Annotated in this window: 11 protein-coding genes; 9 read left to right on the top strand and 2 right to left on the bottom strand. The window is 66.5% G+C overall.

The genetic code is table 11. From position 1 onward, the window contains the following. Positions 1-59 precede the first annotated feature (59 nt). On the bottom strand, positions 60-599 hold the full coding sequence (locus tag FV217_RS15620; protein WP_147818101.1) for a DUF3280 domain-containing protein: 540 nt from the start codon (positions 597-599) through the stop codon (positions 60-62). A gap of 217 nt (positions 600-816) precedes the next feature. On the opposite strand from FV217_RS15620, the gene FV217_RS15615 reads away from it, so the two are divergent. The 9 genes from FV217_RS15615 (at position 817) to FV217_RS15575 (ending at position 9,924) form a co-directional block, all read left to right on the top strand. Further along, positions 817-2,079, top strand: a complete 1,263-nt coding sequence (locus tag FV217_RS15615) for an ABC transporter substrate-binding protein (protein ID WP_147818100.1) — start codon at positions 817-819, stop codon at positions 2,077-2,079. 141 nt (positions 2,080-2,220) lie between these two features. Continuing rightward, the gene (locus FV217_RS15610) at positions 2,221-3,207 is read left to right on the top strand and encodes a YVTN family beta-propeller repeat protein (protein WP_147818099.1); all 987 of its coding nucleotides are present in this window, start codon (positions 2,221-2,223) and stop codon (positions 3,205-3,207) included. Between the two features lie 48 nt (positions 3,208-3,255). Further along, positions 3,256-3,687, top strand: a complete 432-nt coding sequence (locus FV217_RS15605; RefSeq protein ID WP_147818098.1) for a hypothetical protein — start codon at positions 3,256-3,258, stop codon at positions 3,685-3,687. After that, positions 3,687-3,935: a hypothetical protein gene (locus FV217_RS15600; protein ID WP_238230602.1), complete on the top strand. Its 249-nt coding sequence runs from the start codon at positions 3,687-3,689 to the stop codon at positions 3,933-3,935. Before FV217_RS15605 ends, FV217_RS15600 begins: the two co-directional genes overlap by 1 nt. Next, positions 3,932-4,705: an ABC transporter ATP-binding protein gene (locus FV217_RS15595; RefSeq protein WP_147818097.1), complete on the top strand. Its 774-nt coding sequence runs from the start codon at positions 3,932-3,934 to the stop codon at positions 4,703-4,705. Before FV217_RS15600 ends, FV217_RS15595 begins: the two co-directional genes overlap by 4 nt. Continuing rightward, positions 4,702-5,601: an ABC transporter permease gene (locus tag FV217_RS15590; RefSeq protein ID WP_147818096.1), complete on the top strand. Its 900-nt coding sequence runs from the start codon at positions 4,702-4,704 to the stop codon at positions 5,599-5,601. The genes FV217_RS15595 and FV217_RS15590 overlap by 4 nt, the downstream gene beginning before the upstream one ends. Before the next feature lie 20 nt (positions 5,602-5,621). Continuing rightward, positions 5,622-6,248 carry a hypothetical protein gene (locus FV217_RS15585; protein ID WP_147818095.1) on the top strand — a complete coding sequence of 209 codons (627 nt, stop codon included), beginning with the start codon at positions 5,622-5,624 and terminating at the stop codon, positions 6,246-6,248. 445 nt (positions 6,249-6,693) lie between these two features. After that, on the top strand, positions 6,694-9,243 hold the full coding sequence (locus tag FV217_RS15580; protein ID WP_187272585.1) for a TonB-dependent receptor: 2,550 nt from the start codon (positions 6,694-6,696) through the stop codon (positions 9,241-9,243). A gap of 270 nt (positions 9,244-9,513) precedes the next feature. Continuing rightward, positions 9,514-9,924, top strand: coding sequence for an EF-hand domain-containing protein (locus tag FV217_RS15575; RefSeq protein WP_147818093.1), 411 nt, complete (start codon positions 9,514-9,516; stop codon positions 9,922-9,924). A gap of 240 nt (positions 9,925-10,164) precedes the next feature. Here FV217_RS15575 and FV217_RS15570 read toward each other — a convergent pair whose 3' ends face one another. Further along, a complete protein-coding gene (locus tag FV217_RS15570; protein WP_147818092.1) occupies positions 10,165-11,724 on the bottom strand; it encodes an undecaprenyl-phosphate glucose phosphotransferase in 1,560 nt (519 codons plus the stop codon). Positions 11,725-11,808 lie beyond the last annotated feature (84 nt).

Below are 11,808 nucleotides of genomic sequence, written 5' to 3'. Positions count from 1 at the left end.
GGGTGGGCTCGGACACGGGACGCATCGGGACTCGGTGATCGCGGGGCGCCGTCCGCCGATCAGGAGCGGTTCGGCAGCGGCTCGGCGAGGAGGCGGTTCTTCACGATCGAGCGCGCGGCATGCACCCAATCGTCGTCGGTGTTGGCCCTTATCACGACGAGGCCCTGACGCACGATCCTTCCCGACGCAGCCTCGGCAATCGTCACGGTCAGGTTGAAGAGCTGCGCCGAGCCCTTTTCCGCGACCGTCGTGACCATGAGTTCGGCGCCGGCCGCCTTGGCGATGTCGCCGGTGCAGCCGTTGCACTTGAAGAGCGGCGCCTGCTTCTTGATCTCCTCGGCCTGCCCGGCGAGGTCGACGGGATCGAGGCCGCCTTTATCGACGAGTTGCCTGCGAAGCTCGTCGGTGACGATGTCGAGCCGCTTCAATTGGGCGGGCGGCGCCTTCCGACCGTAGGGAAGGCTGGGATCGTCGAGCTCGGCGGAGAAGATCGCCGCCTTGCGCCCAGCCTCGGCCATGGCGACGGCCGGCAGCAAGGGAGCCAACGCCAGGGCCGCCAGCGCGAGGCGGCGGAGGGCGAGCGTCGGGCGCTGGGTCATAGCGATGCCTCATCGGACGCGACGGGGGAGGACACGCCGCCGTCGTCGAATAGCTTGTGCGCGAGGAGAGTTTGGCAACTCCCGCATGACTGCACGCCCGCCCTGGCCCGCCGGATATGCCGCGATGCAGCATGCCCGGCGCGGCGCTGCGAGCTTAGAAAGTCCTTATGCATCAGCCGTTGAGGGCAGCACCGAGATGTTGTTAGCGTCCGCCTGCATGCCTCTCTCCACCCTTCGCCTCCTCGCCGCCCTGTCCGCACTCGCCGCCGTCGTCGGCGGCCCGCCCGGTGCCATCGCACAGGAGCCGAAAGCCGAAACCGGCGAGCCTCCCCCCGGTTCGCCGACGGCGCAGCAGCCCGCGGCCATGCCGGGCAGCGAGACGCATGTCGCATTCATCTACCGTCCGATCCCTGCGCCGTCCTCCTACGATGCGGAGGCCGAACCGGAGGATCTCGGCGTCGCCGGTGCGCGCATGGCGGTGAAGGACAACAACACGACCGGCCGCTTCACCAAGCAGACCTACTCCCTCGACGAGGTTGCGCTGGAGGAGGGCAGGAACGCCGTCGACGCCGCCAAGGAGCTGGCCGGCAAGGGCGTGAAGTATTTCGTGGTGGCGCTGCCGGCCGCCGAGGTTCTGGCCGTCGCCGACGCGCTCAAGGGTGACGGGGTGGCGGTCTTCAACGTCGGGTCGCCGGACGATTCCCTGCGCGGGGCCGAGTGCCGCGCCAACGTCTTCCACGTCATCCCCAGCCGCGCGATGCAGACCGACGCGATTGCGCAATACATGACGCTGATGCGCTGGCGGAAGGTGTTCCTCATCGTCGGCCCGAGCGACCGGGACAAAGCCTATGCCGAGGCCATGAAGAACTCGGCCAAGAAGTTCGGGCTCAAGATCACGGCGGAAAAGCCCTGGACCTTCGGCCCCCTGATGAAGGCGCGCGGCGATACGCCGACCCGGGCCGAGGCGATGGTGTTCACCCGGGGCCTCGATTACGACCTCGCCGTCGTCGCAGACGAAGAGCAGGATTGGGGCGAGTACGTCCCCTACCGCACCGTCGATCCGCGTCCCGTCGCCGGCACGGCCGGGCTGGTCGCCACGACCTGGCATCCGACCCTGGAGACCTGGGGCGCGGCCCAGGCGCAGAACCGCTTCCGTCGGCTCTCGGGCCGCCTGATGCGCCCCCTCGACTACCAGGCCTGGGCCGGTGTGCGCAGCGTCGGCGAGGCCGGCACCCAGAAGAAGACCACCGACGCCGCGACGCTCGTCCCGTACTTCACCGAGCCGGGCTTCGGTCTGCCCGCCTACAAGGGCGTCTCGCTGAGCTTCCGCCCCTGGGACCACCAGCTGCGCCAGCCGATCATCGTCGTACAGCCGAAGGCGATGGTCTCGGTGGCGCCCGAGCAGGGCTTCATCCACCAGCGCACGCCGCTGGACACGCTGGGGGTCGACCAGCCCGAGACGACCTGCAAGCTGAAATGAGCGACGGGGCCAAGGATCGTGCGGCAATCGAACGCCGATGTTTCGATCGAACCTGGGCAAAGGCGAATGTTCCTGCCAGGAAAATGCGCTAAGTCGCCAGGGCGAATGCGCGAAACAGCGTGCGCGACAGGGAGGATGCGGATGAGCGGTCGCTTGAAGGCGAGCGTGAGCGTTGCAATGCTCGCCGGGACTTGGCTGGGGCTATCGGGCGCCGCGGAGGCGTTCACCGCCTACGTGTCGAACGAGAAGGGCAACTCCGTCACCGTCATCGACACCACGACCATGGCCGTCACCGGGACCTGGAAGGTCGGCCGGCGCCCGCGCGGGATCACGCTGTCGAAAGACGACAAGGAGCTGTTCGTCTGCGCCAGCGACGACGACCGCATCGACGTCCTCGACACCGCCACCGGCAAGGTCGTGCGCTCGCTGCGCTCCGGGCCCGATCCCGAGCAGTTCATCCTCCATTCCAGCGGCAACCCGCTCTACGTCGCCAACGAGGACGACAGCCAGGTCACCATCCTCGACATCGAGAAGAACAAGGTGCTGGCCGAAGTGCCGGTGGGGGTCGAGCCCGAGGGCATGGGCCTGTCGCCGGACGGCAAGATCCTCGTGAACACCTCCGAAACCACCAACATGGCCCACTTCATCGACACCAAGACCTTCGAGGTGATCGACAACGTGCTGGTCGACGCCCGGCCGCGCTTTGCCGAGTTCTCGGGCGACGGCAAGATGCTGTGGGTCTCGGCCGAGGTCGGCGGCACTGTCTCGGTGATCGACGTCGCCACCCGCAAGGTCGTGAAGAAGGTGACCTTCAAGATCCCGAGCGTGAACGACGAGCAGATCCAGCCCGTCGGCGTGCGCATCACCAAGGACGGCTCCAAGGCCTTCGTGGCGCTTGGCCCCGCCAACCGAGTCGCGGTGGTGAACACCAAAACGTACGAGGTCGAGAAGTACCTGCCCGTCGGCCAGCGCGTCTGGCAGCTCGCCTTCACCCCGGACGAGAAGCAGCTCTACACGACCAACGGTACCTCCAACGACGTCTCGGTGATCGACGTCGAATCGCTCAAGGTCGTGAAGAGCATCCAGACAGGCCTGCTGCCCTGGGGCGTGGCCATCTCGAAGAAGTAGATCGTCCAGATATCGGACCGCCGGCGAACGGCGGCAGGAGGGACCCGTATGAAGGCATTGAAGCTCGCCGCGTTGCTCGGTGCATCGCTCTGTCTGGCTGCCCCGGCCATGGCGCTCGATCTCACCAAGAAGCGCCAGAACCTGCCCGACCTCGTGCTCGGCAACGAGGACGGCAACGACTTCGTGGTAGAGAACAAGGACATCGAGCTGGAAGCGGGCAAAGCCTATCGGCTGCGCATCGTCGCCAAGGGACACCAGGAATACAAGTTCAACGCGCCGGAGTTCTTCCGCAACATCTGGTTCAACCAGATCGTCATCGAGCACAAGGAGATCCACGGCGGCGGGCCGCCGGATCACTTGGAGTTCGACGATCCGGGCGAGATCGCGATCGAGTTCGTCGCAATCAAGCCGGGCGAGTTCAAGTGGTATTCGCAAGGCCTGGAGGCCAAGGGCCTGACCGGCACGATTTCGGTGAAGTGATGATGGGGATGACACGCGGCGCGCTTCTGATCGCAGCCCTTGCCTTGACCTACCCAGCTTTCGCCGACGACGCGGCCGAATGCACCTCCGGCATCGCGATGATCCAGGCCGAGATCGCCAAGACGCCCGCAGAGCCCGTCCTCGCCAAACTCCGCAAGGCCCTGAAGGTCGCCGAGCGCGAGCAGAAGGAGGGCGAGTTCGACGAGTGCCTCGACGCCGTCGGCGACGCGAAGCGGGCCGTGAAATGAGTGCGGATCTGCGTGACGAGGGCGCCGCCCTCGACATCGCCGACGTCAGCCACCGCTTCGGCCAGCGGGCCGCCCTGTCGGACGTGTCGCTGCGAGTGGAGCGCGGGCATTTCACCGCGCTGCTCGGGCCGAACGGGGCCGGCAAGACTACGCTCTTCTCTGTGGTCACGCGGCTCTACAACAACCAGAACGGCCAGGTCTCGATCTTCGGCCATCCGTTGGATCGCGAGCCGTCCCGGGCGCTCGCCCGCCTCGGCGTTGTCTTCCAGGCACGCACGCTCGATACCGACCTCACCGTCGCGCAGAACCTGTTCTACCACGCCAGCCTGCACGGCATCGCCCGGCGCGCCGCGCGCGACCGCATCGACGTGCTGCTGAACCGCGTCGGGCTCGCCGACCGGCGCAATGACAAGATCCGCACCCTGTCCGGCGGCCAGTCGCGTCGCATCGAGATCGCCCGCTCGTTGATCCACGAGCCGCGCCTGCTGCTCCTCGACGAGCCCACCGTCGGGCTCGACCTCGAATCCCGCGCCGACATCGTCGGCATCGTCCGCGCGCTGGTGCGGGAGGAGGGGCTGTCGGTACTCTGGGCGACCCACATCTTCGAAGAGATTTCGTCCGAGGACGACGTCGTGGTGCTGCACAAGGGCCGGATCGTGGCGCGCGGCCTTGCCGGCGGCATCGGCGAGGCGGGTGAGAGCCTCGAAGCGACCTTCCGCCGGCTCGTCGCCGAACCCGCCAGGAGCGCGCCGCCCAAGGTAGCCGCATGAGCAACGTTTCGAACTCCGCCGTCGCCGGTGCTGCACCGGCCGGTGCGGTCTCCAAGCCTGTGCCGCATCTCGGCCGGCTCGATTTCATCGGCTACCTGCGGGCGCTCGGCGGCATCGTCCGCCGCGAACTGCTGCGCTTCTTCAACCAGAAGGAGCGGTTCTTCTCGGCGCTGGTGCGCCCCCTGGTCTGGCTCTTCATCTTCGCGGCGGGCTTCCGCAACACGCTCGGCGTCTCGATCGTGCCGCCCTACGAGACCTACGTGCTCTACGAGGTCTACGTGGTGCCCGGCCTCGCCGTTATGATCCAGCTGTTCAACGGCATGCAATCCTCGCTCTCGATGGTCTACGACCGCGAGGTCGGCTCGATGAAGGTGCTGCTGACGAGCCCTTATCCGCGCTGGACGCTGCTGCTCGCCAAGCTGATCGCCGGCGTCTCCGTCTCGGTGGTTCAGGCCTACGCGTTCCTCGGCGTCGCCTGGTTCTGGGAGACCGACATTCCGCCGCTCGGCTACCTCACGGCGCTGCCGGCGTTCATCGCGGCCGGCATGATGCTCGGGGCGATCGGTCTGTTCCTGTCCTCGCTGGTGCGGCAGCTCGAGAACTTTGCCAGCGTGATGAACTTCGTGATCTTCCCGATGTTCTTCGCCTCTTCCGCCCTATATCCGCTCTGGCGGATCCGGGAATCGAGCGAGACGCTCTACTGGATCTGCGAGGCCAACCCGTTCTCGCACGCGGTCGAGCTGGTCCGCTTCGCCCTCTACGCGAAGTTCGAGCCGGTCGCCTGCGCCGTCGTCCTCGGGACCGGCCTCGTGTTCTTCACTCTGGCCGTCATCGCCTACGATCCCGGCCGCGGCATCATGGCCCGGCGCGGTGGACCTGCAGGCGAGGCGAGCTGAGCCTGGATTTGAGAGTTCGCATGATCCGTCCGTTTCTCGCAGCAAGCCTCGGTCTGTTCGTTGCGGCAGCTCCCGCCCTGGCGCAGCCGAAGCCCGATCCCGACTGGCCCTGCGCCCAGCGCAAGGTCACGACCCTCGGCTACGGCTCGTTCTGGACTGGGCCCGACCTCACGGCGGCCGGCGAATGGGGCAACGACCGCGAGGCGGCACAGCTCGCCCGCAAACTTGCCTCGCGGCGCACGGAGCTGAACGACGTCGACGGCCTGCTCGACGACTTCGTCAAGGACATCCAGGACAAGGACGAGAAGGACAAGAAGCTCGCCCGCGTCTTCGCCGGGGTGTTCGAGGTCGTCAACGCCGAGCGCAACACCGTGGTCGCGGGCATCGTCCGCTACGCGCAAGGACAGCAGCGGCTCGCCAAGCGCATCCGCGACGAGGCCGACAAGGTGAGCGAGACCCGCGAGGGCCCGGTCGACGACGCCACCAAGGTCGTGAGCAAGGACAGCACCGATCTCGAGACGGCTTTCAACTGGGACCGCCGCATCTTCGACGAGCGCAACAAGTCCGTGACCTATGTCTGCGAAGTGCCGACGCTCCTCGAGCAGCGCCTCGGCGAATTGGCCCGGAAGATCCAGGCCAAGCTGTAGCGGCCGGACGGCCGGCCGACCTTGCCAGCACATCGCGAGGTCGCAGCGATATTGGCCTAGCCGGATCCAATCGCTTCTGCGGTTGGACACAATCCTCCCGGCCGCCTCTCGTCTGTCGCGATCGTCCCCTGAATACGATTCGACGGCAGGAATCCGGGCGCTCTACGTTACTACCTACAAAATAATCCTAAAAATCATTCGGAAATTGAGGCATCCGGACTTGCCACATGCTCCCGGTTTGACTGCCTAATTTCCCCTAAACCTCTGAATTTCCATCGGAAATATGTTGCGGGAACACCACGCGCCCGCGCAACATTCATGAAACGCTTATGAAGACGGTGATTGTGCCGCAGCGGCAATTGCCCAGCTTCAGCCACCGGTCGAATGTCCTGGCAGACCCCGATCAACGGGGACGCCACACGACAAGGGGCTGGGGAAAATGACGATGCGGGTGCTGCGGGGCAGCCTGATTGCTTCGGTTGCGCTGCTGCCGGGGATGGGCCTGGCGCAGGAATCGACGACTCTCGAGGAAATCAGCGTCGTCGCGACGACGCCGGTCGGCGCGTCGGGCACGGGCTTCGGCCGCCGCGGCATCGGTGCCGCCGGGCCGTCCGTCGACCAGATCGCGACGGCGTCCGAGCCGCGCCTGCGCGGCGGCGCCCTGCCGCTCTACAAGATCCCGAGCACGGTCGAGACGGTCACGGCCGCGCAGATCGAGCGGGATACCGGCACCTTCAACGCCGTGGCGACCCTCGCCCGCGTCACGCCCGGCCTGAACCTCTCGGACTCGCAGGGCAACAACAACCGCGTCGACATCAACTATCGCGGCTTCCAGGCCTCGCCGGTGACCGGCGTGCCGCAGGGCCTCGCCGTCTACCAGAACGGCGTGCGCATCAACGAAGCCTTCGGCGACACGGTCAACCTCGACCTGATCCCGCCCTCGGCGATCCAGCGCATCGACGTCCTGACCTCGAACCCGGTCTTCGGCCTGAACGCGCTCGGAGGCGCGATCAACATCCAGATGAAGAACGGCTTCACCTGGCAGGGTACCGAGGTCACCGCGCTCGGCGGTTCGGACGCCCGTGTCGGCGGCGGCCTGCAGTACGGCAAACAGGTCGGCAACTGGAGCTTCTACTTCAACGGCGACGGCCTCAACGACCGCGGCTGGCGCTTCGAGAGCCCGACCACGATCGGCCGGATCTACTCCGACGTCGGCTACCGCACGCCGGATTCGGAGTTCCACCTGATCGGCAACTTCGCCCGGAGCTTCCTCGGCGCCGCGGCAGCGACGCCGACCGACTTCACCCATGTCGATCCGCGCGCGATCTTCACCTACCCCCAGACCACGACCACGCAGCTGGGTACCGTCCAGCTCACCGGCCGCGTCGACCTCTCGCCGACCTGGGATCTCGCCGGAAACGCGTATTACCGCCGCTTCAGCCAGCAATATATCGACGGCAATGATTCCGACTTCGAGAACTGCAGCGCGGCTCAGACGAACTTCAACGGCAATCTCTGCTTCGACGACGACGGCTTCACGCCGGTCGGAGCGCCCGGCAGCGCGGCACGTCGCGCGTTCCGCAACTCGCTGCGGCTCCTCGGCGCCCAGAACCAGCTGATCCCCTCGACGGCCGGCGTTCCCTACGGAACGCTCGACGTCACCAAGACCGAGGCGACCGGCTACGGCGGCTCGCTCCAGGCGGCGAACCGCGACCGGATCTTCGGCTTCGGCAACAGCTTCGTCGTCGGCGGCAGCATCGACGTGGCCGATTACAGCTACAAGTCCTCCAGCACGCTCGGCGTGATCAACCCGGATCTCTCCGTCACCACCGATCCGAACACCATCGCCAACGGGTTCGTCCCGGGCCTCGGCACGACCGGTCTGCGTACGGCTGGCGCCCTCGGTATCGCACCGAGCCAGGTCCTCGGCTCGAACCTCTACATGGGTCTCTACGCCACCGACACGTTCGACCTCACCGACTCGCTCTCGCTGACCGCCGGCGGCCGCCTGAACTTCGCCCGCATCTCCACCGTGGACCAGACCGGCTTCTCGCCGGACGTCACCGGCACCCACTACTTCACCAAGATCAATCCGGTCGCCGGTCTGACCTACCGGTTCACTCCGGGACTATCGCTCTACGGAAGCTACTCCGAATCGAACCGCGCCCCGACCCCGCTCGAACTCGCCTGCGCAAATCCCGACCGGCCCTGCCTCCTGCCGAACTCGCTCGTGGCCGACCCGCCGCTCAAGCAGGTCACCGCGCAGAACTACGAGGTCGGCATTCGCGGCTCGATCCCGAGCTTCTACGAGAACGGCCTGCTCAGCTATAAGATCAGCGCCTTCCGCAACGATCTGGCGAACGACATCCTGCAGCTCGCCACCCCGGGCAACTCGGCTCGCGGCTACTTCGTCAACGTCGCCGCTACGCGCCGCCAAGGCGTCGAAGTCGGCGCCGAGTACACGCGTGGCGATCTCTCGATCTATGCGAACTACGCGCTGATCGACGCGACGTTCCAGTTCAACGGCACCCTGTCGTCGCCGAACAATCCGTTCGCGGACGATGGCGCCATTCAGGTCACTCCCGGCAACAAGGTCCCGCTGATCCCGGATCACCAGTTCAAGGTCGGCTTCGACTACCTCGTCCTGCCGGGCTGGAACGTCGGCATGAACCTCCAGGCCTTCTCTTCGTCCTACTACCGCGGCGACGAATCGAACCTGAACAGGAAGCTGCCGGCCTACTTCGTCCTCGGCCTCAACACCTCCTATCAGGTGACGAAGAACCTGCAGATCTTCGGCCTCGTCACCAACCTGACCAACAACCGCTACACGACGTTCGGAACGTTCTTCGAGACGGGCGTGGTAGCCAACCGCTACCCCGTGAACGACCCCCGCACGACGACGCTGGCCCAGCCGCTCTCGATCTATGGCGGCCTGCGCTATGCCTTCGGCGACGCCCCGCCCCCGATGGAAGAGCCGATCATCCGCAAGTACTGACGCGGACGGCATGATCGACAGGATGGCGCGGCTCCCCGGAGCCGCGCCATCCTGCGTTTCGGCCTGATCCTCTCGACTGGAAAGCCTCCGGCATCCGCGATAACGGTCGGAAACTCCTAGACCCTATTGCCAGATCGTCCCGGGCAGTTTACGCAATCCTGGCTAGGCCACGGAGGGTCGCGCAGCAGGTTGCTGCGGCGCCACGATCCGGCGGCCGGTCCTTTCGTGCAGGGCGACATCGCCCGCCGACCTACCCAGGAGTGACATCAAATGGCGTTCAAGCTCACCAGCGCAGCCCTTCTCGCGGCCATCATCGGCGCAGGCGTCGCCGCTCCGGTCGTCGCCGCCCCGTCGATGACCAAGATCGACATCGCCGCCTTCGATCCCGACAAGGACGGCACCATCGACGCCAAGGAAGTCGAGACCGCGGCCACCGCCGCCTTCGCCAAGCTGGAGAAGGACAAGGACGGCACCCTCGACGCCAAGGAGCTCGAAGGCCGCCTGACCGCCGCCGACCTCAAGAAGGCCGATCCGGACGGCGACGGCACCCTCGACCAGAAGGAATACGTCGCCCTTGCTCTCGGCCTGTTCAAGGCCGCCGACCCGGACAACGACGGCACCATCGACGCCAAGGAGCTCATGAGCCCCGCCGGCTCGGCCCTGGTTCAGGTCATCCGCTAAACCGTTCGATGCGGCCGGGGATCGTCACACAGAGCACCGGCGCCAAAAAGGCGCCGGACGTTTCCGCCGCGGAACACAGAAGGGGCGCGGATCGTGAGATCCGCGCCCCTTCTGTTTGCATGCGAGCGACCGGCAGGACGCCTTTGTATCGGTGGCCTTCGGGGCTGCACGCCGAACGAGCGGCGACGCGCCGTTGCTCCTTGCCGGCGGTTTACAAGTCGAGGCTCAAGGCCGCCGGCATCAATACGCGTTCTCGGTCTTGAACAGCGCGAACGGCGTCGTGGCCAGGATCTGCAGATCGAACAGGATCGACCAGTTCTCGATGTAGTAGAGATCGTGCTCGACGCGCCGCTGCAGCTTCTCCGACGTGTCGGTCTCGCCCCGCCAGCCGTTGATCTGCGCCCAACCGGTGATGCCGGGCTTGACCTTGTGCCGGGCGAAGTAGCCGTCGACGACCTGATCGTAGAGGGTGTTCGCCGCCTTGGCCTGGAGGACGTGCGGGCGCGGGCCGACGAGCGAGAGATTGCCCTTCAGCACGTTGAAGAGTTGCGGCAACTCGTCGAGGGAGGTCTTGCGGATGATACGGCCGACCCGCGTGACCCGCGGATCGCTCCGGGTCACCTGCTTGGCGGAGGCGTAATCGGCCTGATCGACATACATCGAGCGGAACTTGAAGACCTCGATCTGCTCGTTGTTGAAGCCGTAGCGCTGCTGCTTGAACAGCACCGGCCCCTTCGAGCCGAGTTTCACCGCGAGCGCCACAGCAAGCATCACCGGCGCGAGCGCGATCAGCGCCAGCACGGCCACGACCTTGTCGAAGACGTTCTTGAGGACGATGTCCCAGTCGGCCAGGGGCTTGTCGAACACGTCGAGCACCGGCACGGCGCCGAGATAGGAATAGGCGCGCGGGCGGAGGCGAAGCTTCGTCGCATGTGCCGAGAGCCGGATGTCGATCGGCAGCACCCAGAGCTTGGCGAGCATCTGCAGGATCCGCGTCTCGGCCGAGATCGGGATCGTGAAGACGATCAGGTCGATGCGTGCCCGCCGCGCATAGGCGACGAGGTCGCTGACATTGCCGAGCTTCGGGTGCCCGGCGACGACGTCGGTCGAGCGCATGTCGCCGCGGTCGTCGAATACGCCGACGATCTTGATCCCGCTGTCGGGGGAGGCTTCGAGCGAACGGATCAGCTCCTCCGCGGCCTCGCCGCCGCCGACGATGGCGGTGCGCCGGTCGAACAGGCCCTTGCGCATCTGGACGCCCGTGAAGGCGAAGAGCGCGATGCGTTCGATCGCGAGCAGGGCGAGGCCGCCGCCGTAGAAGCTGGCCAGCCAGATCCGCGAGTAATGGTCGGCGACCTTTGCGAACACCATGACCGTCGCCACGATCAGGAAAGCCATCGTCCAGCCGGCCGCGAGCTTCGCCGCCGTCTTCGCGATGCTGCGGAAGGCCCCGATCCGATAGCAGCCGCCGACCTGGAAGAACGCAGCGGCGAGGCCGGCGACGGCAACGATCGCCACGATGTAGGACCAGCCAAGCGGGACGACACCGGCGAGTGCGATCCGGTGGACGGCGAAGCCGAGGCCGGCGAGCAGGACGACTTCGAGACCGCGCACGCAGCCCGCCAGCACCACGGGGGTGAGGGCAGGGCCCTTCAGGACGGGCGCCAGCGCCTCCGCCGGCGGCTGCGCCGAAGCGGGCGGTCCGGAGAAGCGAGCGCCCACCTCCTGCGCGTCGGATCGGCCGGCGGTGCCGGGCGCACCCGCAACGTCGAGCAGATCACGGACTCCGAAAGCACTCATCGCAGACGCCCAGACTGGCACGGAATGTTCGCGCCGACCGCCGATCTTTGCCGGTCGGCGCTCTCGGAAGATTTAATGGCGGTT

It is taken from the genome of Methylobacterium sp. WL9 (assembly GCF_008040035.1).
Classification (GTDB): Bacteria; Pseudomonadota; Alphaproteobacteria; order Rhizobiales; family Beijerinckiaceae; genus Methylobacterium; species Methylobacterium thuringiense.
This window is presented reverse-complemented; position numbering and strand designations above follow the sequence as displayed.